We start from the raw sequence: 19,810 nt of genomic DNA on the forward strand, positions 1-19,810 counted from the left end.
ACAACAAGATAGTTGCCCGCCTTACCGGTGAGAGACCAGTTCGTCGAAGACATCCTCCGGTGTGGAACCGTCAGCCTGATCGGACAGGGTTCCCTCCCCGTCATGTTGGACCTCATTATTACCTTCGACTGGGAATATTGACTGAGAGTTCACCAGAACGAACCCTTCAAATTCGAAACTCTCGTCGATTTCAGTCAGGGCAAAGATGGCCTGGTCACCCTCATCAAGACTCGCCCTGCCAGCGACTTGGAACGCCTGCCCGTCCATCACCTCAGAGATTGCTATACGGATCGTGTCATCTGAAACCTGAGGGTCGGTTTGTGCAACACGGACGGTATAGACCCTATATTCGATACTTCGATCTTCACCGATCCTCACACCAGTCTCGAGACCTGCAACTTCTCCTCTGACGACAAGATCTGCTGCGACCCCGATCTCTTGCAAAGATGCGTGACCATACGGCTCGTCGAAATCGATTTCCTGAACTGAATCATCTGAACATCCGATAACTGCAGCTATGAGGGCGGCACACCCCACAAGAGCAAAGGGTTTGTTACTGGTAAGCATTGCGGATCATCGCCCTATCGTGCGCGTCGAGATACTGAGAAATTGGAGGTGAACTCCCTGACGTCATAGCTGAGGAATTGGTGTTCCGATGCCCCAGCCCCGCGACATGCCCGAATTCGTGCAGAGCTGTCTTTCTCCACTGTTGGGCAGTCATGAGAGTACGCGAGTTGAGCCGAATGTTTTTTCTCGAGTTGCATATTCCGTTGGAGACTCCGCCACCACAGCTGACGCTTCCAAACCAAGACTCCGGATAGGATGCTCGATTGACGCCCACATTGTACGAGGATCGGCAAACTCGGTGCGTCGTGGTGACTGGCGTTCCGTCGGCGATTTGATTCATGGCCCAAGCAACAGCGACGTGATTCCCTTGATGCTGACAAACGGTCCAGTGGGGCGTGTACAGGATCCCCGAATTGGCCCCGCCACCATGACTTGCTTGCGCAGGTGCAGCTCCGCCAATAAGCACCAGCACAAGAGAGGCCAACACAACGAAAACTCTCGAACGCAAGGTTGCGGAACTCGTGGACTCACTGTCAACCATTTCCAACCCCTCCCAGCGACTGTAGTTATAACGACTCGACTTGTGACACACATTACATTTTAGTGACAGAATTAGCTACCCTCGGGCATTCAACAGTCGAACGCTCCGAGCTGTCGACGACGCCGCCCACCCGGCTGAGCGCCCACCGGTAGGCTAGGTGCCATGAGCACCTATGAGGGCCTGGAGGCCCAGCTGCGTGAACTGCCCAAAGTCTCCCTGCATGATCACATGGACGGCTCCCTGCGTCCGGCCACACTGATCGAGCTGGCCGCCGAGGTCGGCCATGAACTGCCCAGCTCTGATCCGGATCAGCTGCAGGAGATCTTCCGCACCAATGCCAACTCCGGGGACCTGGTGAAGTACCTAGAGACCTTCGCGCACACCGCTGCAGTGATGCAGAGCGCCGAGAACCTGAAGCGGATTGCCCGGGAGTACGTGGAGGATCTGGCAGCAGACGGGATCGTCTACGCCGAGATCCGCTGGGCCCCCGAGCAGCACACCGCCGGCGGGCTCAGCCTGGATGAAGCAGTAGAGGCGGTCCAGGCCGGACTGGCCGAGGGCGTGGAGGCGGTGGCAGCCGCTGACGGCGCCATCGCAGTGGGTCAGCTGATCTCCGCCATGCGGCAGAATGACAACGCCGCCGAAATCGTGGAACTGGCCCTGCGGCACCGGGAGAAAGGCGTCGTCGGCTTCGACATCGCCGGGCCCGAGGCCGGGTTCCCCCCCTCAAAATTCGCCGCCAGCTTCACCCGCCTGGCCGAGCAGATGCTGCCGGCCACCGTGCACGCCGGCGAGGCCGACGGCATCAAGTCAGTCCGCGATGCCCTGGTCCACGGCCGGGCCCAGCGGCTGGGCCACGGAATCCGGGTGGCCGAGGACATCACCGTGACCACCGGTCCGGACTCCCGCTCGAAGACCGGTGACGGGGGAGAGGACCTCATCGAGGTGCAGCTTGGGCCCGTGGCCCGCTGGGTGCGCGATCGGCAGATCCACCTGGAGGCCTCACCCACCTCCAATCTGCACACCGGGGCAGTCTCCGCACTCACCGGTGATGCTGAAAGCGGTATGGATGCCCACCCCTTCGACATGCTCTACCAGCTGGGCTTCAACATCGGGGTAAATACCGACAACCGGCTGGTCTCCGGAGTGACGCTCAGCGGCGAGCTGGCCGCACTCGCCGAGGCCTTCGACTACAGCCTCGCGGAGCTCGCCGACTTCCAGGTCAACGCCATTGAGGCCAGCTTCCTGGACTACGAGGACCGGCAGGCGCTGACCGCAGCCGTGCTGGAAGCGTGGAATGCCTGAGCAGCAGCCCCAAGCACTGCCGAATATGACCCGGCTGGTGACCATCATCGAGCAGCTGCGTGAGCACTGCCCCTGGACGGCCCAGCTGACCCACCAGTCGCTGACCCCCTACCTCTTGGAGGAGGCCCAGGAAGTGGCCGCGGAGATCGGCGCCGGGATCACCGGGGAGCCCCTGCGGAAAGAACTCGGCGATGTACTGCTCCAAGTGGTGCTGCACGCCGCCATCGCCGCTGAGCGGGACCAGTTCGATCTGGACGGAGTCGCGGAGGCGATCAGCGCAAAGCTCATCCGCCGAAATCCGCACGTCTTTGAGCCCGACGGCACTCTGAATCCCCAGGAGGCCACAGTGGAGGAGATCGACGCCGCCTGGGACCGGATCAAAGCACAGGAGAAGCACGAGCTCCACGGTCCCGATTCTCCCCAGTACTAGGAACCCTTTTCCTCGGCCCTTCCTTCATCGTTCTCATTCCACTTTCGTGGTCTCCCTCCACGGCGGCGCAGATGGATGGGCGGCTCCACGGGGACCTCGCCAATGTCCTGGTAGCCCTCCGGGTCCAGGTGCACACCGCGGCGGTCCAGCCACCGGGTGAGCAGGTTGAACAGCCGCTCGCAGCCCAGTCCCACCAGGATCGCCACCCCGATGCCCACGGCCATGGCCAACAGCATATTGCCGAAGATCGCTTCACCGGCCATGCCCAGCCCGATCAGCCAGCTGGCCCAGAGCAGACTTGCTGCGCCGTCGATGAGTAGAAACCGGCGCAGTGAGTAGCGGGTGGAGCCGGCCACGAAGTTGATGCCCACCCGGGCCCCGGGCACGAACCGGCCCACGAAGATCACCAATACACCCCGGCGGTCCAGCCCGTGCCGGGCCCAGGTCAGAGTGCGTTGCATAGTCGGCCGGCGCATCCAGCCGAACCGTTCGGTACCGATGGCCCGGCCGAACCGGTAGGCGATGAAGTCTCCCAACAGGGCAGCTGCCGCCGCAGTGAAAATCACCCAAGGCCACCAGGGGGTCCCTGGCTCGTCCTGGACAGAGCCCAGGGCGATGATCAGGGAGTCAGAGGGCAATGGCGGGAAGAACCCGTTAATGGTGACGAACCCGAAGAGCCCCAGCAGCGTCCACCAACCAGAGGCTGCCTCCAGCACCAGTTCGTCCAGCGAGTTGAGAAATTCCGGCATGCTCGGGGAACCGACCCGCCTTCTAGGCGTGATGCCCGGCGGAATCCGGCCAAGCGCCCGCCCGGGGTGTCCCGCCCTCAGCGCCAATACAGTCCTCGGCGGTGATCCGGGCTTTGATCAGGGAGGGGGATTCGACGACGCCGCCCTCGGCACTGATCTGCAAGCCCCCCTCGAGTGCCTGCTCGGCTCGCGGTATCCGTTCGGCCTCATCGGTGCACAGGGTGATCAGCGGCGCACCGGCGCGGACTGTGTCACCCGGCTTGGCGTGCAGTCTGACTCCGGCAGCAGCCTGCACCGGGTCCTCCTTGCGGGCACGGCCGGCGCCCAGCCGCCAGGCCGCGATGCCCACCGCATAGGCGTCCAACCGGGTAAGCGTACCGGAGGCCTCTGCGGTGATGGTGTGGCTGTGCTTGGGCTCCGGCAGCGCGGCCTCGGGGTCCCCGTCCTGGGCGGCGATCATCGCCCGCCAGGAATCCATGGCCTTGCCGTTGCGCAGGTTCTCCGCGGGGTCCACCCCGGTGAAGCCCACGCCGGCGAGCATCTCAGCGGCCAGGGCCACCGTGAGTTCCACCACGTCCTCCGGCCCGCCCCCGGCCAGCACCTGCAGCGACTCTTCGACCTCCACCGCATTGCCGGCAGTCAGCCCCAGCGGGGTGGACATCTCGGTGAGCAGCGCGGTGGTGCGCACCCCGGCGTCGGTGCCCAGGGCAACCATCGTGCGAGCCAGCTCGGCGGCGTCGTCGTAGGTCTTCATAAAGGCACCGGTGCCGACTTTGACGTCCAGGACCAGGGCATCAGTGCCCTCGGCGATCTTCTTGGACATGATGGAGCTGGCGATCAGCGGAATTGCCTCCACAGTGCCGGTGACATCGCGCAGCGCGTAGAGCTTCTTATCCGCCGGAGCCAATCCCGCACCGGCGGAGCAGATCACTGCGCCCACAGTGTCCAGCTGGTTCAGGATCTCCTGGTTGGACAGCTGCGCCCGCCAACCGGGGATGGCTTCGAGCTTGTCCAGGGTGCCGCCGGTGTGGCCCAGCCCGCGGCCGGAGAGCTGGGGTACGGGCACTCCGTAGGATGCCACCAGGGGCGCCAGCGGCAGGGTGATCTTATCCCCCACTCCCCCGGTGGAGTGCTTATCCGCACTCAGCCGGCGGCTGCCGTCCGGCTTGGTCAGGGAGCTGAAGTCCATCCGCTCACCGGTGCTGATCATCGCAGCGGTCCAATGCGCGATCTCTTCCCGGGACATGCCGCGCAGCAGAATGGCCATGGCCAGCGCGCTCATCTGCTCCTCGGCCACAGTGCCGGCGGTGTAGGCGCGGATCAGCCAGTCGATCTGGTCCTGGGTGAGGGCGCCGCCGTCACGTTTGGTGCGGATGATGTCCACCGCGTCATGGGTGCCGGTCACTCAGACCACCTCGGCAAGATCGGCGGGCCCGAAGGCCTGGGGAAGGATTCCGGACATATCTTTGATGCCCTCCGGGGTGAGTATCTGGAAGTCGGGGGCTGCGAACTCAGCCAGCAGCTGCCGGCAGCGGCCGCAGGGCATGATGGTCTCGCCCTTGGCGTTGACGCAGGTGAAGGCGGCGATGCTGCCGCCCCCGGTCAGGTGCAGCTGGCCCACCAGGGTGTTCTCCGCGCACTGGCCCAGCCCATAGCTGGCGTTCTCCACATTGCAGCCGGTGATCAGCCGACCCTGTGACGTCAAGGCGGCGGCACCGACCGGATAGCCGGAGTAGGGTGCGTAAGCATGCTCTGCCGCTGTGCGGGCGGCCTGGGTCAGCGCCGCAAAATCAACCTCTGACATAAACCTAGCCTATCGAGCCGCCAGGCGGGCCTGCGCCACTTCGGCCATAACCTTCACGCCCACCGCGATGGCACGTTCGTCGGGAATATAGTCGCCGCGGTGCAGGTCATAGGACTCCCCGCCTGGGGTTTTGGTGCCCAGCCGGAACATAGAGCCTGGGACCTCCTGGGTCATCCAGCCGAAGTCCTCCCCACCCATGGACTGCTCGGCCAGGGTTAGTGAGTCCTCGCCCAGGGCCCGCTTGGCGGCGCGGTCCACAATACCGGTGCAGGCTTCGTCATTGACCACCGGAGGCACCCCGCGCACATGGTCCAGGTTCACATCCACGCCGTAGGCTGCCGCCGCCTGCTGAACCACCGGGCTCAGCACTCCGCCGGCCTCCTTCCATGCATCGGCGTCCAGGATCCGCATGGTCCCGTGCAGGGTGCCCTCGGAGGGGATTGCATTGGCCGCATTCCCGGCATGGATGTGCCCCCAGACCAGGGAGACTCCGCTGCGAGCATCGATGCGCCGGGCCAGCACTGCGGGCACGCTGGTGGCGATATGCCCCAGGGCGCCCACCACATCCTCGGTCAGATGGGGCCGCGAGGTGTGGCCGCCGCGGCCGGTGACCTCCACCCGCACCAGATCGGAGGCTGAGGTGATCGGACCGATTCGAGTGCCGATCGCCCCGACGGTCAGCTTGGGGTCGCAGTGCAGGGCGAAGATCTTTGGCACACCCTCAAGCACACCGTGTTTGACCACTTCCTGGGCGCCGCCGGGGAACTGCTCCTCCGCGGGCTGGAAAATGATTCTGACCCGTGCCTCCGGGCGAAGACGCTGCAGGGTCCATGCCAGGCCCAGCATCACCGTGGTGTGGATGTCATGGCCGCAGGAGTGCGCCACCCCCTCGGTGGTGGAGGCGTATTCCAGGCCCGTGGTCTCGATGATCGGCAGCGCGTCGATGTCGCCTCGGAAGGCCGCGGCGATGGGCGCTTCGGCGGGCCCAACATCCACATAGCAGCCGGTGGTCTCCGGCAGCCGGACCGGCTCCAGGCCGGCTTCACGGAGTCTGGCGACGATCTGCTCAGTGGTGCGCTCCTCCTGCCAGGACAGCTCCGGATGGGCGTGCAGATCCCGCCTGAACTCGATCAGGGTGTCCTCCAGCTCATCGATGATCTCAGCTGCGGTGACCTCAGCCCGGGTGGCGCGGTCCACCTCGGCGTCGACCCGCGCGGTCACATCGATGGCCTCGGCCTCATAGGACATCTGAGTCTCCCTTCTCCTTCAGCGCCTCCACCGCTTTCTTTACGTTTTGAGCATGGTTGGTGGTGGTGACTAAGAGTGCGTCCTCAGTGTCTACCACAACGATGTTCTCCACACCGATCAGTGCTACCACTCGTTTGGTGTCTGAGACCACCACGCCGCTGGCATCTTCGGAATAGACCCTGGCCTTGGGGCCGATCACGGTCATGCCCTCCTGCTGGGCGGCGGGGTTCAACCGGGCGATAGCGGCGAAGTCACCTACATCGTCCCAGGTGAAGTAGCCGGGGATGACTGCCACATCACCGGCATCAGCGGCTGGTTCAGCCACTGCGTAATCGATGGCGGTCTTAGGCAGCCCCGGCCAGATACGGGTCAGCATCTGGTGCTGATGCTCAGTACCCCAGGCTGCTGCGATCTCAGTGAGTCCAGCATGCAGTTCAGGTTCGGCTGCGGCCAGGTGCTGCAGGATCACAGCGACCGGGGCTACGAACATCCCGGCATTCCAGAGGTAGTCCCCGCTGGCGACATAGTCCTGGGCCACCGCTTCTTCGGGTTTCTCCACAAACTCCACCACGTGGTGAGCATGTGGTGCTCCAGCGACCTCGTAGGTATCTCCCTGCCGGATGTAGCCGAATCCGGTGGAGGGGTGGGTGGGTTTGATCCCGATGGTCACGATCTTGCCCGTAGCAGCAGTGGCCACCGCCTCGCGTACTGCGCCCTGGAACACAGAGACCGGGGCGATGACATGATCCGCGGCAAAGGAACCCATAATCGTGCCGGTATCCCCGGTGCGTCCGGCGGCCTGGTCCCGGGCATCGAGGATGGCTGCGGCCAGCCCGATGGCAGCCGCGGAGTCCTTCGGCTCAGGCTCTAGGACCAGGTCCCCGGCACGCAGCTCCGGGATCTGCCCGGTAACCGCCCCGTGATGGGACTCTCCGGTGACAACCATCACATTGTTTCCAGCTAGCGGGACCAGCCGCTCGTAGGTGGAACGGATCAAGGTGGTGCCTGAACCAGTGAGGTCATGAAGGAACTTAGGCGCATCCGCCCGGGAGAGCGGCCACAACCGGGTCCCCACCCCACCGGCAGGAATCACCGCATGGAACCTGGCCAACGCGGCCGTTACGGAATCAGAGGCAGAAGTCACTGGTCCTAGGGTAGCGCCAACCTCGGGTCTGCGGAGATCGCAGCACGATTCTGGGCACCCATCCAGCTGAGGCGGACCCTCAGGCTCGCCGGAGCATGCCCTGAGCGATGAACGGCCAGCAGGCCGATCCCGCCGATTTCTACACGTTGTAGAAAACAGCTGGGCCGGCAAAAGATTAGGATGGTGGGCAACTACGTGCGACGACGCATCGAAAGGTAAACCCAAGTGACGCAGACAAAAAGCACCCCGGGCGGAAGGGGGACGCTCTATAAGGGCCGCGAAGGCATGTGGTCCTGGGTGGGGCACCGGATCACCGGCGTAGGCATCTTCTTCTTCCTCCTGGTCCACGTCCTGGACACCTCGCTGGTCCGCGTCTCCCCCGAGGCGTACAACGCAGTGATCGGTGCCTATAAGCACCCCATCATGATTCTCGGCGAGATCGGCCTGGTCGGCGCCATCGTGTTCCACGCATTCAACGGGCTGCGGATCATCCTGGTGGACTTCTGGAAGCAGGGCACCCGCTATCACCGCCAGATGCTCTGGGCCGTGCTCACCCTGTGGCTGGTGACCATGGTGGCCTTCTCCGTGCGCCACCTGATGATCTTCTTCGAAGGCTGGGAGGGTTTCTAAGCGATGACTGCCACCAACTCTGAGGCAACACTGCCGAGCCAGGGCACCGAGGCCCCCCGCTCCGGCCGGGTCGATCCCAAGTACCTGCGCTCGAACCCCTCCAAGGGTGCCTTCGAAATGTGGGCCTGGCTGTTCATGCGGGTCTCCGGGGCCGCCCTGGTCATCCTGATCTTCGTCCACCTGTGGACCAACCTAATGGTCGGCGATGGTATTTACCAGATCGACTTCGCCTTCGTGGCCGGCAAATGGGCCAACCCGGTCTGGCAGTTCTGGGACCTGACCATGCTGTGGCTGGCGATGCTTCATGGTGCCAACGGCATGCGCACCATCATCAACGACTACGCCGAGAAGGACTCCACCCGGCTTGCGCTGAAGTCCATCCTCTACCTAGCCTCCACCGTCATCATCATCCTGGGCACCCTTGTGATCTTCACCTTCGAGCCCTGCCTGGTGGACGAGGCCGGCAACCTGCTCGAGTATGCACCCAGCTTCTGCGAGACAGCGGTGAATTGATGACGACGACGCCGCAGCGCAGGTAGCTGCGCACCAGCACCAAGCACTCCAACGCACCTAAGAAAAGAGAGCCGAAGAAGAACATGCAGGTTCATAAGTACGACGTTGTGATCGTCGGCGCCGGCGGCGCAGGGATGCGTGCCGCCATTGAGTCCGGCCAGCGCGCACGCACTGCGGTGCTGACCAAGCTCTACCCCACCCGCTCCCACACCGGCGCCGCCCAGGGCGGTATGTGTGCCGCCCTGGCCAATGTCGAGGAGGACAACTGGGAGTGGCACACCTTCGACACCGTCAAGGGCGGTGACTACCTGGTGGACCAGGACGCCGCAGAGGTGATGGCCAAGGAGGCCATCGACGCGGTGCTGGACCTGGAGAAGATGGGTTTGCCCTTCAACCGCACCCCGGAGGGCAAGATCGATCAGCGCCGCTTCGGCGGACACACCCGCGATCACGGCAAGGCCGCGGTGCGCCGGGCCTGCTACGCCGCTGACCGCACCGGGCACATGATCCTGCAGACCCTCTACCAGAACTGCGTGAAGCATAATGTGGAGTTCTATAACGAGTACTACGTGCTGGATCTGATCACCGTGGAGGAGGATGCCACCCGCGAGGACGGCACCCCGTATAAGCAGAAGCGGGTGGCCGGTGTGGTCTCCTATGATCTGGCCTCAGGTGAGCTGCACATCTTCCAGGCCAAGTCGGTGGTCTTCGCCTCCGGCGGGCTGGGCAAGATCTTCAAGACCACCTCCAATGCGCACACACTGACCGGCGACGGTATGGCCATCGCCTACCGGGCGGGCATTCCGCTGGAGGATATGGAGTTCGTCCAGTTCCACCCCACCGGCCTGGCAGGCCTGGGCGTGCTGCTCTCCGAGGCGGCCCGCGGTGAGGGCGGGATCCTGCGCAACTCCGAGGGTGAGCGCTTCATGGAACGCTACGCCCCCACCATCAAGGACTTGGCCCCGCGCGATATTGTGGCCCGCTCCATGGCCCAGGAGGTCCGTGAGGGCCGCGGCTGCGGCCCCAACAAGGACTATGTGCTGCTGGACCTGACTCACCTGGAGCCGGAGCACATCGACGCCAAGCTGCCGGATATCACCGAGTTCGCCCGTACCTACCTGGCGGTGGAGCCGCATACTGAGCCGGTGCCGGTATTCCCCACCTGCCACTACGCGATGGGCGGGATCCCCACCAACATCAAGGCTGAGGTCCTGCAGGACAATGACACTGTGGTGCCCGGCCTCTACGCCGCCGGCGAGGTGGCCTGCGTCTCAGTGCACGGATCCAACCGCCTGGGCACCAACTCCTTGCTGGACATCAACGTCTTCGGCAAACGCGCCGGCATCTACGCCGCCGAGTACGCCACGGGTGCCGAGTTCGTTGAGATCCCGGAGTCGCCTGAGACCTTCGTCACCGAACAGCTGGGCATGCTGCGCGAGGCCAGCGGTTCGGAGCGGGTGGGCACCATCCGCGCTGAGCTGCAGGACACCATGGACCTAAACATGCAGGTGTTCCGCTCCGAGGAGACCATCAAGGAGGCCCTGGACAAGATCGCCGAGCTGAAGGAGCGGTATAAGCAGATCACCGTGCAGGACAAGGGCCGCCGGTTCAACTTGGACCTGCTGGAGGCCGTGGAGCTGGGCTTCCTGCTTGATATGGCCGAGGTGATGACGGTGGCTGCCCTGCACCGCAAGGAGTCCCGCGGCGGGCACTACCGGGAGGACTTCCCGGAGCGCGACGACGAGAACTTCATGCTGCACTCGATGCTGTACAAGGATCCCGACGCCGAGACCGAGGGTGTGACGGGTATCCGCTTCGACACCAAGCCGGTCATCTTCACCCGCTACGAGCCGATGGAGCGTAAGTACTGATGAGCACTGCAACTGTTGAGCAAGAGCCAGCCTCCAAGGTGGACCTGGCGGAATCCGGAGAGGGCGCCGGAGCCATCCAGGAGTTCACCATCACCCTGAAGGTCCGCCGCTACGACCCCGAGCGCGCCGAGGACGCCTGGTGGGACGAATGGCAGCTGACCATGTACGGCACCGACCGCGTGCTCGACGCCCTGCACAAGGTCAAGTGGGAGATCGACGGCACCCTGAGCTTCCGCCGCTCCTGCGCCCACGGCATCTGCGGTTCCGACGCCATGCGGATCAACGGCCGCAACCGGCTGGCATGCAAGACCCTGCTGAAGGACCTGGACACCTCCAAGCCGATCGTCGTCGAGGCGATCAAGGGCCTGCCGGTGGAGAAGGACCTGATCGTAGACATGGAGCCGTTCTTCCAGTCCTACCGGGAGATCATGCCCTTCCTGATCAACAACTCCCCCGCCCCCTCTGCGGAGCGGCTGCAGTCCCCGGAGGACCGGGCCCGGTTCGACGACACCACCAAGTGCATCCTGTGTGCGGCCTGCACCAGCTCCTGCCCGGTGTTCTGGACCGACGGCCAGTACTTCGGACCGGCGGCCATCGTCAACGCTCACCGGTTCATCTTCGACTCCCGCGACGACGCCGGGGACATGCGCCTGGAGGTGCTCAACGACAAGGAGGGCGTGTGGCGCTGCCGCACCACCTTCAACTGCTCGGAGGCCTGCCCCCGCGGCATCGAGGTCACCAAGGCCATCCAGGAGGTCAAGACGGCGATCATCGCCCGCTCACTCTGAGGCAGCGGCGGCGGATCAGTCCAGCGACACAGTGTGGCTCAGTTCGACCACGGAACCTGCAGCCGCGACGACGCTGCCGGAGGCGACCAGCTCTGTGGCTTCTGCCAACTCAGGGGCCAGAAACCGGTCGGCCCCTGGGCCGGGGATGCGGGTGCGCAGCGTCTCCAGCACTGCGCCGGTGGCCGGCGATGGGGCGGCCTGTCGAAGGTCGATTCCCCGGGCTGCTGCGCAGATCTCCACGCCGAGCACCGCGGTAAGGTTCTCCAGGGCCTGCCGCAGTTTCCGCGCGGCGGACCATCCCATTGAAACGTGGTCCTCCTGCATGGCTGAGCTGGGGATGGAGTCCACACTGGCCGGCGCTGCCAGTCGTTTGGTCTCCGAGACCAGTGCAGCCTGAGTGTAGTGGGCGATCATCAGGCCGGAGTCGACACCGGGATCGTCGGCGAGGAACGGTGGGAGTCCCTGGTTCCGACTGGTGTCCATCAGCCGGTCGGTTCGGCGTTCGGCGATCGAGGCCACATCGGCTGCCACGATAGCTAGAAAGTCCAGGGCGTGCGCCAGGGGTGCACCATGGAAATTGCCGTTGGATGAAACACCCCCGGAGTCCAGGACGACCGGATTGTCGATGGCTGCGCGCAGCTCCCGGCAGGCCACCCGGTAGGCATACTCCAGAGCGTCCCGGGCGGCGCCGGTCACCTGGGGTGCACACCGCAGCGAATAGGCGTCCTGCACCAGATGGTCCGAGTCTCGGTGTGAGGCCACAATCCCAGAGTCCCGCAGGAGGTTTCTCATATTGCCGGCGCTCAATGTCTGACCCGGGTGCGGACGCAGCGGTTCGAAGAGCTCCGGCAGAAAGACCTGGTCGGTTCCGTGGAGGGCCTCCACGCTCATCGCAGCCGAAATGTCTGCAGCGGTGAGCAGGTTCTCCATATCCCGGAGTGCAAGGATGAGCATCCCCAGCATGCCGTCGGTCCCATTGATCAGGGCCAGGCCTTCCTTCTCCGCCAGCTCGACCGGCGGGATGCCGGCCTCGGCGAGCGCCTCAGCGGCGGGCATCGAGCGCCCCTGGCTGTCCAGGACTTCACCCTCTCCCATCGTCACCAGGGCGCATGCCGCCAAGGGAGCCAGGTCACCGGAGCAGCCCAGGGAGCCGTGCTCGGGCACTACCGGTGTGATGCCGGCGTTGAGGATGTCCAGGTAGGTGGTCAGCACCTGTGGCCGCACTCCGGTCCGGCCGGAGGCGAGGGTCTTGGCGCGCAGCAGCATCAGAGCGCGGACCACTTCCCGCTCAACGGGCCGGCCGATCCCGGCAGCGTGGGAGCGGACCAGAGACTTCTGCAGCTGGGCGCGCAGCGGCTGTGGGATATGCCGTTGGGCCAGCGCCCCAAAACCTGTGGACACCCCGTAGACCGGGCGGTCCTGGCCGGCGAGGGATTCGACTGCTCCTCGGAAGTCAGCGACGCCGCGGAGCGTGTCCTGGTCGATATCTACCCGGGCACCGAATCGGGCCACTGCCACGACCTCCGCCGGGCTCAGCGTCTCGGGGTTCAGAATGACGGCTTCCACAGGTTTCCTTTCGGGTCCGGGGTTCTTCGGTGGGAGTGGTTCCATCAGCGCAGGCGCTGCCCCTTGCGCCACACTGCATACGTCATCGGCATCCCTGGACGGTAGGCCAAATGGATGGCTCTGGGTGCGTCCAGCATGTGCAGGTCCGCACGTTTGCCGACTTCGAGAGAGCCGACTTCGTGGTGAGCCCCCAGAGAGACCGCGGCGCTGAAGGTGGCGGCACGGATGGCTTCCTTGAGGCTCAGACGCATCTGCAGCACGGCTGTGCTGACATTGAAGTTCATCGAGGTGGTGTAGCTGGTGCCGGGGTTGCAGTTGGAGGCCAGCGCGATGGCGACTCCTGCGTCAAGCAGCTGCCGGGCCGGGGCCAGGGGCTGACGGGTGGAGAGGTCGCAGGCAGGAAGGCATGTGGCCGTGGTCCCGGGGGTGCCTTCGGCCTGCCCGGCGTCCCAGCCCGCCCAGGTGCTTTGCAGTGCCTCGATGTCAGCTTCACTGAGGTAGTTGACATGGTCGACGCTGGCTGCGCCGAGCTCCACGGCCAGTTGCACACCGGGGCCCTGGCCGAGCTGGTTTCCGTGAACTCGCAGTCCGAGGCCTGCCTCTTTCGCTGCGCTGAGCACCTGCCGCGACTGGTCGGCGGTGAAGGCTCCTTCCTCGCAGAAGACGTCGGCCCATTGGACGTGCTGGCTGACAGCCTCCAACATGGGGCCGGCTGCCAGGGCGGTGTAGGACTCCGCCTTCTCACCCGGAGGAACGAGGTGGGCACCCAGGTAGGTGACGGCGTCGACCTCACCTGCCTGTCGCAGTTCGTCCAGCAGCCGGGCGTGCCGGGCTTCCTCATCCAGGCTGAGTCCGTAGCCGGTCTTCGTCTCCAGGTAAGTGGTCCCCCCTGCGACAGCCTCAGCGATGCGTCGACTCACCAGGGTCTTCAGCTGTGCGTCGGAGGCTTTCCGCGTGGCTTCCACCGTGGTGCTGATCCCACCTGCCACGTAGTCGGCCCCCGCCATCCGAGCTTCAAACTCTTCACTGCGATCGCCGTCGAAGACCAGGTGGGTGTGGGAGTCCACCCAGCCGGGCAGCACAGTCCGGCCGGCGGCGTCGAACCTCTCGTCGGCCGGGGGGGCCTGGTCAGCGGATCCGATCCAGGCGATGCGGCCGCCCTCGATAATGAGGGCCGCATCACGCAGCACCCGGTCAGCCTGATCCACTGTGACCAGTTCCCCAATATTCGTAATGAGCGTGGTGGTCATAGCGAGCTCCTCTCGCAGCGAAGCTGTGGTGTGAAGGTTGAGAAGATTTTCTGGTCAGTCCTCATGTGAGAGCCACGATGAGATAGGCCAGCGGGGTGGCGATCACCAGCGACAGCACAACACGCTGGAACCAAATGACAAGCATGTGCCAGAGCTTCACCGGAATCTCTGTAGCCAGCACCGAGGGCACCATCGCGGAGAAGAAGATCACTGCCGAGACGCACAGCACGCCGATGACCAGTCGCAGCACCTCGGACTCGTGGCCGGCTACGAGCGTAGCCGGCAGGAACATCTCAGCCACGCCGACTGCGGCAGCTGTGGAGGCCAGCCCCGGGTCTGGCAGTTGGACGACCCAGGCAAAGGGGTAGAAGAGATAGCCGATCCATTCGAAGACCGGGGTGTGAAGTGCCAGCACGAGTCCGATGAGCCCCACCGACATAATGGAGGGCAGGATCTGCATCGACATCAGCAGACCGTCTCGGAAGTTTGTCAGCACATTCTTCCACAGCGGCGGAGCAGTACGCAGTGCCTGACCGGCCTCACCCCAGGCCGCGTTGACCCGACCGTTGGTGATCTTCTCCTCCGGTTTGGGCTCGACGCCGGGATAGTAGTCCTCACCGATAGTGCGCAGCGGCGGGATGCGCACCACGATAGCGGTGACTGCGAAGGTCACCACCAGGGTGAGGAAGAAGTACCAGAGCCAGATGCCCATCAGGTCCAGGGTATTGGCCACCACGATCATGAAGGTGGCGGAGACCGTGGAGAACCCCGTGGCGATGATCGCTGCCTCCTTGGCGTTGTACCGCCCGCTTTTGTACACCCGGTTGGTGATCAGCAGCCCGACCGAGTAGCTGCCCACGAAGGAGGCCACAGCATCGATTGCTGAGCGTCCCGGCGTTCGCCACAGCGGACGCATCACCGGCCGCAGCAGCACCCCGAGGAACTCCATGAGCCCGTAGCCGACCAGCAGGGCCAGGAAGATTGCGCCGACAGGCACCAGCAGCCCCACCGGGATGACCAGGGCATTGTAGAGGAACGGCCCCAGATCCGGGTCGAAGAGCCACCCCGGTCCGTAGTCGGAGACAATCATTGACCCGGCCACCAACCCAAGGATGTTGAGGAAAGCGAAGACTGTCCGCAGCGGTGACTGCCGCCACCGGCCTGAGACGAACGGGTAGGCCGTGCCGGCGGCGATCAGGGTTAGCGCGACATACCTGTCGGCGTCGCCGAGCCCTTCGCGCAGAAAGGTCACGAGGTGATCCAGGGGGATCGTGCTGTTCTCACCGATGGTGATCGGGACGAAGAACATGAAGACGCCGATGCCGCTGTAGAGGAAGAACCGCCAGACAGCCGGGGGCCGCGCAGGGGTGGTCGGGGGAGTTTCTGCTGTGGTCATGATCTCTCGCTTACGGTCTCTCAAGGGGAGGTTGGTGAAGTGAGCCTGTCATCAGCCGGCCGGGCTCATCGGGATGCGGACTCCGCGCTCGGCGGAGACCTGAGCCGCGCGCTCGTAGCCGGCGTCGACGTGCCGGATGACGCCCATGGCTGGATCATTGGTCAACAGCGCCTCGAGCTTGGCAGCAGCCAGCTCGGTGCCGTCAGCCACGCCCACCTGGCCGGCATGGATGGACCTGCCGATACCCACTCCCCCGCCGTGATGGATCGAGACCCAGGTCGCCCCGGAGCTGGTGGCGGTCAGCGCGTTCAGCAGCGGCCAGTCTGCGATGGCGTCCGAACCGTCGAGCATCGCCTCCGTCTCACGGTAGGGGGAAGCCACTGATCCAGAATCAAGGTGGTCACGGCCGATGACGATCGGTGCCTTGACCTTCCCTTCTGCGACCAGTCGGTTGAACAGCAGTCCGGCCCTATGGCGTTCCCCGTAGCCGAGCCAGCAGATCCGGGCGGGCAGGCCCTCGAACTCGACGTACTCTGCTGCCGCATCGATCCAAGTGTGCAGGTGCTTATTCTCTGGGAAGAGCTCTTTGATGGCCTCATCGGTGACACGAATATCCTCTGGGTCTCCGGAGAGAGCCACCCAGCGGAACGGACCCAGCCCCTCGCAGAACAGCGGTCGGATGTATGCCGGGACGAACCCGGGGAAATCGAATGCTCGCTGGTAACCGGCAGCACGGGCTTCATCGCGGATGGAGTTGCCGTAGTCGAAGACCTCGGCGCCGAGGTCCTGGAAACCCACCATGGCTTCCACGTGACGTGCCATGGACTCCTGAGCTTTCTTGGTGAAACCGGTCGGGTCCTCTTCGGCCGCAGATTGCCACTCCTCCACGGTGTAGTCCACAGGCAGATAGGACAACGGGTCGTGGGCCGAGGTCTGATCGGTGACGATGTCGAAGGAGACGTCCCCGGCCTTCTGGCGCTGCAGCAGCTCTGGGAAGACTTCGGCCGCGTTGCCCACATACCCCACCGACAGCGCCCGCTGCTCCTGCTTCGCTGCGGCGACCTTGGCCAGGGCTGTCTCGAGATCGGTCTCCACCTCGTCGAGGTAGCGTTTGGACTTTCGGCGGTTCAGGCGTTCCTCTGAGACGTCCACGATGAGCACCGCTCCCCCATTGAGGGTCACCGCCAGCGGCTGTGCGCCTCCCATACCTCCACAGCCGCCGGTGAGGGTCAGTGTGCCGGCGAGAGTGTTATTGAAGCGCTTTCGCCCGATGGCGGCGAAGGTCTCGAAAGTGCCTTGGAGAATGCCTTGGGTGGCGATGTAGATCCAAGAGCCGGCGGTCATCTGCCCGTACATCATCAGCCCCTCGGCCTCCAGCTTGCGGAACTCGGACCAGGTGGCCCAGTCGCCGACCAGGTTGGAGTTGGCGATCAGCACCCGTGGGGCCCACGTGTTCGTCCGGAGGACGCCCACCGGCTTACCGGACTGGACCAGCAGAGTTTCGTCCTCTTCGAGATCTTTGAGCGTCTCCACGATCGCGTCATATGCCTCCCAGCTGCGGGTGGCCCGTCCAGTACCGCCGTAGACGACCAAATCCTCGGGACGTTCGGCGACCTCGGGATCGAGGTTGTTCATAAGCATGCGCAGCGGAGCCTCGGTCTGCCAAGACTTTGCCGATCGCTGGGATCCTCGCGGAGCCCTGATCTGTCGGGAGGGGTCGTGCTGGGTGAAGCCTGAAGTCATCGGGAGCCTTTCCACGGTCGAGAAATGTAAAGATTTCACTGCATGACATACACATTTCATACAATACAACTATGATCTGGGTTACATGCAAGCCTTGGGTGACAGAATCTTCTGTGAGCACCCGTTCCCGAGACCAAAAGTAGGGCGAGTTTCTATGAGCAGGTTCGTTTCGGCAGCACCCTGGACAGGGAGAGACGATGGGGAGGGATCGGAGCATGCACGGTGGCATTCTGCTGTTCGTCCGGCCGAGGAGCCCGGCAGCGCCAACACCGATGAACCCCGGCTTGAACCGGCCCAGATCCGGGTGCTGGGGTTCTGCTCCGACGAAGGTGTGCGACGCAACGGAGGGCGGCAGGGCGCCGCACAGGGGCCGGCTGCGCTGCGCAGGGCCCTGGCTGCTGCGGCGGTACACGGCCCCCTGGCCTCCGGCGAGCTGAGAGTGGCGGACCATGGGGACGTTGTCGTGGAAGGCACTGGTCTGGAAGATGGTCAGGCGGCGGCCGGCCGGGTGATTGCCTCGGCACTCGACGCGCCCGGCACGTCTCTGACCGTCATCCTTGGCGGCGGACACGAAACAGCTTGGGCGTCCTACCTTGGGCTCCGCAGGTCGGAGCTGCTGGGATCAGCCTTCAGACCACTCCGGTGGGGTGTGTTGAACCTGGACGCACATTTCGATCTGCGCCGGGAGGATCGGCCCACCTCCGGCACCCCGTTCCTGCAAATGGCCCAAGCTGAAGAGGAAGCCGGCCAAGCTCCCCTGAACTATGCGGTGTTGGGAATAGCGCAGCCTGCCAACACTGGTGTCCTCTTCTCTCGGGCCCGGGAGCTGGGGGCGCACTGGATGACTGATGTGGAATGCGCGGAAGCCGGCGCTTCAGGGGTGAGGGCCTTCGTAGAGGAGTTCGCCGCCGAGGTAGATGTGCTCTATCTCAGCATTGATCTTGACGTCCTTCCTGCAGCAGTTGCCCCAGGAGTTTCAGCCCCGGCAGCGCTGGGTGTCGACACCGGTCTCATCGCGGCTGCTGTCCGCGCCGCAGCCTCCAGCGGAAAGCTACGACTCCTGGACGTGGTAGAGCTCAACCCTGCGCTTGATGTGGATCAACGGACTGCCAGGACTGCTGCCCGGCTGATCGATGAGGCAGTCCGTACAATGTACAGCGTTCACATCTGATGAGAGAAAGTGTATGCCGGAGTCTTCCACCCGTACTGTTCAGCGCGCCCTGACTCTGTTGGCCGCGGTGTGCGAGCAAGGCAATGCCAGCTTGGCTGAAGCAGCTCGGGAGGCTGACCTCTCAGCCAGTACTGCGCTGCGGTTGATGCGGACCCTTGAGTCTTCAGGATTCCTTGCCCGCTCTGAGGACGGAATGTTCCGGCCAGGCCCGTGGCTGATCAGATTAGGCGCCAAAACGTTCAGTCGCGAGATGCTGATTCCGCTGAGTCATGAGCCGATGGAGTCCGTGGTAGACGCCACGGGGGAATCGGTCTATCTTTCGGTTCCCGGTCTTCATGAGACGGCGATGTACATCGCCATCGTTGAGGGGACCTTTTCTGTACGCCATACCAACTGGGTAGGGCGCACTGTTCCGATGGAGGGCTCCGCTGCGGGACAGGTGCTCCGCGGTGAGACGCCGGAGACCGGTTACGTGGTGCTGCAGAATACAGTGGAGGACGATGTCACTGCGATCTGTGCCCCCATCTCTGCAGGAGGTCACGTAGTTGCCGCGATGAGCACTCTGGTTCCCACCTACCGCTTGGACGAGCAGCGACAACGTGCCTGCGGGATCGCGCTGGTGGAAGCGACGGCAAGAGTCTCTGAGGCATTAGGGGATGAGTAGCCAGTTAGGCCAGCTGCAAGCGCTGTGCAGCGCCGGGCTGAACTCACCGAGCCCACCCTCTACCTCTCTACTGCAGCAGGTCTGCGAACGCTTCGTGAAACTGCTTGAGCCCTTCCGGCGACAGTCGATGCTTGACATCCCCGCCGTACCAGCGAAAGATCGCGGTTGTAGTGGCTACCTCCTGGAGGCTGAAGTGCGGATAGACGATCAGCGCCACTCAGTTTCTCATAGGGGCCGACGCTACCAGTAACTTGCCTCAGTCAATGACGCACCGTCACCGCGGCCGGTTACGCAGCTCGGCTGTCTGTAAGCGGCCATGAAACACTGCCCATAGGCGGCCACGGAACTGCCCACTGATGGCCAGTGAAACTGCCCGGTGGTGGCCATGAGATCTGCCCACCTGTTCTTGTACGTATCCCGCCGATGAACT

General features: G+C 64.1%; 20 protein-coding genes. 8 read left to right on the top strand and 12 right to left on the bottom strand.

All coding sequences use genetic code 11. The annotated features are described in order from the left end of the window. Nucleotides 1-21: 21 nt before the first annotated feature. Nucleotides 22-567 (bottom strand): hypothetical protein, encoded by a 546-nt coding sequence (locus GNZ21_RS09690; RefSeq protein ID WP_157323720.1) that lies wholly within the window; start codon nt 565-567, stop codon nt 22-24. Beyond that, nucleotides 554-1,108 (bottom strand): matrixin family metalloprotease, encoded by a 555-nt coding sequence (locus GNZ21_RS16315; protein WP_373868449.1) that lies wholly within the window; start codon nt 1,106-1,108, stop codon nt 554-556. Before GNZ21_RS16315 ends, GNZ21_RS09690 begins: the two co-directional genes overlap by 14 nt. Nucleotides 1,109-1,270: 162 nt before the next feature. On the opposite strand from GNZ21_RS16315, the gene GNZ21_RS09700 reads away from it, so the two are divergent. Further along, complete coding sequence (locus GNZ21_RS09700; RefSeq protein ID WP_157323724.1) at nt 1,271-2,413, top strand: adenosine deaminase; 1,143 nt, start codon at nt 1,271-1,273, stop codon at nt 2,411-2,413. Further along, the gene (locus GNZ21_RS09705; RefSeq protein ID WP_157323726.1) at nt 2,406-2,843 is read left to right on the top strand and encodes a MazG nucleotide pyrophosphohydrolase domain-containing protein; all 438 of its coding nucleotides are present in this window, start codon (nt 2,406-2,408) and stop codon (nt 2,841-2,843) included. Before GNZ21_RS09700 ends, GNZ21_RS09705 begins: the two co-directional genes overlap by 8 nt. On the opposite strand, the gene GNZ21_RS09710 is transcribed toward GNZ21_RS09705, so the two are convergent. From GNZ21_RS09710 to GNZ21_RS09730, 5 genes are read right to left on the bottom strand one after another with little or no spacing between them, the layout of a single operon-like run. Then, complete coding sequence (locus GNZ21_RS09710; protein WP_157323728.1) at nt 2,840-3,592, bottom strand: DedA family protein; 753 nt, start codon at nt 3,590-3,592, stop codon at nt 2,840-2,842. The genes GNZ21_RS09705 and GNZ21_RS09710 overlap by 4 nt on opposite strands. 22 nt (nt 3,593-3,614) lie before the next feature. Then, complete coding sequence (locus tag GNZ21_RS09715; RefSeq protein WP_188503720.1) at nt 3,615-4,997, bottom strand: thymidine phosphorylase; 1,383 nt, start codon at nt 4,995-4,997, stop codon at nt 3,615-3,617. Continuing rightward, the gene (locus GNZ21_RS09720) at nt 4,998-5,396 is read right to left on the bottom strand and encodes a cytidine deaminase (RefSeq protein WP_157323730.1); all 399 of its coding nucleotides are present in this window, start codon (nt 5,394-5,396) and stop codon (nt 4,998-5,000) included. A 9-nt stretch (nt 5,397-5,405) separates the two neighbouring features. Further along, the gene (locus GNZ21_RS09725; protein WP_157323732.1) at nt 5,406-6,644 is read right to left on the bottom strand and encodes an amidohydrolase; all 1,239 of its coding nucleotides are present in this window, start codon (nt 6,642-6,644) and stop codon (nt 5,406-5,408) included. Beyond that, nucleotides 6,634-7,788 carry a mannose-1-phosphate guanylyltransferase gene (locus GNZ21_RS09730; protein ID WP_188503721.1) on the bottom strand — a complete coding sequence of 385 codons (1,155 nt, stop codon included), beginning with the start codon at nt 7,786-7,788 and terminating at the stop codon, nt 6,634-6,636. Before GNZ21_RS09730 ends, GNZ21_RS09725 begins: the two co-directional genes overlap by 11 nt. 225 nt (nt 7,789-8,013) lie before the next feature. On the opposite strand from GNZ21_RS09730, the gene sdhC reads away from it, so the two are divergent. From sdhC to GNZ21_RS09750, 4 genes are all read left to right on the top strand, one after another. After that, nucleotides 8,014-8,418, top strand: coding sequence for a succinate dehydrogenase, cytochrome b556 subunit (sdhC, locus tag GNZ21_RS09735; protein ID WP_268234854.1), 405 nt, complete (start codon nt 8,014-8,016; stop codon nt 8,416-8,418). Between the two features lie 3 nt (nt 8,419-8,421). Further along, nucleotides 8,422-8,931 carry a succinate dehydrogenase hydrophobic membrane anchor subunit gene (locus tag GNZ21_RS09740; RefSeq protein WP_157323734.1) on the top strand — a complete coding sequence of 170 codons (510 nt, stop codon included), beginning with the start codon at nt 8,422-8,424 and terminating at the stop codon, nt 8,929-8,931. Between the two features lie 83 nt (nt 8,932-9,014). Then, a complete protein-coding gene (gene sdhA / locus GNZ21_RS09745) occupies nt 9,015-10,802 on the top strand; it encodes a succinate dehydrogenase flavoprotein subunit (protein WP_157323736.1) in 1,788 nt (595 codons plus the stop codon). Further along, nucleotides 10,802-11,590, top strand: coding sequence for a succinate dehydrogenase iron-sulfur subunit (locus tag GNZ21_RS09750; RefSeq protein ID WP_157323738.1), 789 nt, complete (start codon nt 10,802-10,804; stop codon nt 11,588-11,590). The genes sdhA and GNZ21_RS09750 overlap by 1 nt, the downstream gene beginning before the upstream one ends. Nucleotides 11,591-11,605: 15 nt before the next feature. On the opposite strand, the gene hutH is transcribed toward GNZ21_RS09750, so the two are convergent. From hutH to GNZ21_RS09770, 4 genes are all read right to left on the bottom strand, one after another. After that, nucleotides 11,606-13,201, bottom strand: a complete 1,596-nt coding sequence (gene hutH, locus GNZ21_RS09755) for a histidine ammonia-lyase (protein ID WP_157323740.1) — start codon at nt 13,199-13,201, stop codon at nt 11,606-11,608. Beyond that, nucleotides 13,201-14,406, bottom strand: coding sequence for an imidazolonepropionase (gene hutI / locus GNZ21_RS09760; RefSeq protein WP_157323742.1), 1,206 nt, complete (start codon nt 14,404-14,406; stop codon nt 13,201-13,203). The genes hutH and hutI overlap by 1 nt, the downstream gene beginning before the upstream one ends. 61 nt (nt 14,407-14,467) lie before the next feature. Continuing rightward, complete coding sequence (locus GNZ21_RS09765) at nt 14,468-15,802, bottom strand: YjiH family protein (protein WP_157323744.1); 1,335 nt, start codon at nt 15,800-15,802, stop codon at nt 14,468-14,470. Between the two features lie 51 nt (nt 15,803-15,853). Further along, the gene (locus GNZ21_RS09770; protein ID WP_157323746.1) at nt 15,854-17,545 is read right to left on the bottom strand and encodes a urocanate hydratase; all 1,692 of its coding nucleotides are present in this window, start codon (nt 17,543-17,545) and stop codon (nt 15,854-15,856) included. 154 nt (nt 17,546-17,699) lie between these two features. Between GNZ21_RS09770 and hutG the strand changes: the two genes are divergently transcribed. Both hutG and GNZ21_RS09780 read left to right on the top strand, forming a co-directional pair. Then, nucleotides 17,700-18,716 (top strand): formimidoylglutamase, encoded by a 1,017-nt coding sequence (gene hutG / locus GNZ21_RS09775; protein WP_157323748.1) that lies wholly within the window; start codon nt 17,700-17,702, stop codon nt 18,714-18,716. A 13-nt stretch (nt 18,717-18,729) separates the two neighbouring features. Beyond that, nucleotides 18,730-19,380, top strand: a complete 651-nt coding sequence (locus tag GNZ21_RS09780; protein ID WP_188503722.1) for an IclR family transcriptional regulator — start codon at nt 18,730-18,732, stop codon at nt 19,378-19,380. Nucleotides 19,381-19,447: 67 nt separating this feature from the next. On the opposite strand, the gene GNZ21_RS09785 is transcribed toward GNZ21_RS09780, so the two are convergent. Continuing rightward, nucleotides 19,448-19,597, bottom strand: a complete 150-nt coding sequence (locus GNZ21_RS09785; RefSeq protein WP_157323752.1) for a hypothetical protein — start codon at nt 19,595-19,597, stop codon at nt 19,448-19,450. Between the last annotated feature and the right edge of the window lie 213 nt (nt 19,598-19,810).

It is taken from the genome of Nesterenkonia alkaliphila, assembly GCF_009758175.1.
In the GTDB taxonomy this organism is placed as follows: Bacteria; Actinomycetota; Actinomycetes; order Actinomycetales; family Micrococcaceae; genus Nesterenkonia; species Nesterenkonia alkaliphila.

Excerpts from the sequence above, each read along its gene's own strand:
- GNZ21_RS09690 (WP_157323720.1), bottom strand. The coding sequence starts at position 567 with ATGCTTACCAGTAACAAACCCTTTGCTCTTGTGGGGTGTGCCGCCCTC.
- GNZ21_RS16315 (WP_373868449.1), bottom strand. The coding sequence starts at position 1,108 with ATGGTTGACAGTGAGTCCACGAGTTCCGCAACCTTGCGTTCGAGAGTT.
- GNZ21_RS09700 (WP_157323724.1), top strand. The coding sequence starts at position 1,271 with ATGAGCACCTATGAGGGCCTGGAGGCCCAGCTGCGTGAACTGCCCAAA.
- GNZ21_RS09705 (WP_157323726.1), top strand. The coding sequence starts at position 2,406 with ATGCCTGAGCAGCAGCCCCAAGCACTGCCGAATATGACCCGGCTGGTG.
- GNZ21_RS09710 (WP_157323728.1), bottom strand. The coding sequence starts at position 3,592 with ATGCCGGAATTTCTCAACTCGCTGGACGAACTGGTGCTGGAGGCAGCC.
- GNZ21_RS09720 (WP_157323730.1), bottom strand. The coding sequence starts at position 5,396 with ATGTCAGAGGTTGATTTTGCGGCGCTGACCCAGGCCGCCCGCACAGCG.
- GNZ21_RS09725 (WP_157323732.1), bottom strand. The coding sequence starts at position 6,644 with ATGTCCTATGAGGCCGAGGCCATCGATGTGACCGCGCGGGTCGACGCC.
- GNZ21_RS09740 (WP_157323734.1), top strand. The coding sequence starts at position 8,422 with ATGACTGCCACCAACTCTGAGGCAACACTGCCGAGCCAGGGCACCGAG.
- sdhA (WP_157323736.1), top strand. The coding sequence starts at position 9,015 with ATGCAGGTTCATAAGTACGACGTTGTGATCGTCGGCGCCGGCGGCGCA.
- GNZ21_RS09750 (WP_157323738.1), top strand. The coding sequence starts at position 10,802 with ATGAGCACTGCAACTGTTGAGCAAGAGCCAGCCTCCAAGGTGGACCTG.
- hutH (WP_157323740.1), bottom strand. The coding sequence starts at position 13,201 with ATGGAACCACTCCCACCGAAGAACCCCGGACCCGAAAGGAAACCTGTG.
- hutI (WP_157323742.1), bottom strand. The coding sequence starts at position 14,406 with ATGACCACCACGCTCATTACGAATATTGGGGAACTGGTCACAGTGGAT.
- GNZ21_RS09765 (WP_157323744.1), bottom strand. The coding sequence starts at position 15,802 with ATGACCACAGCAGAAACTCCCCCGACCACCCCTGCGCGGCCCCCGGCT.
- GNZ21_RS09770 (WP_157323746.1), bottom strand. The coding sequence starts at position 17,545 with ATGACTTCAGGCTTCACCCAGCACGACCCCTCCCGACAGATCAGGGCT.
- hutG (WP_157323748.1), top strand. The coding sequence starts at position 17,700 with ATGAGCAGGTTCGTTTCGGCAGCACCCTGGACAGGGAGAGACGATGGG.
- GNZ21_RS09780 (WP_188503722.1), top strand. The coding sequence starts at position 18,730 with ATGCCGGAGTCTTCCACCCGTACTGTTCAGCGCGCCCTGACTCTGTTG.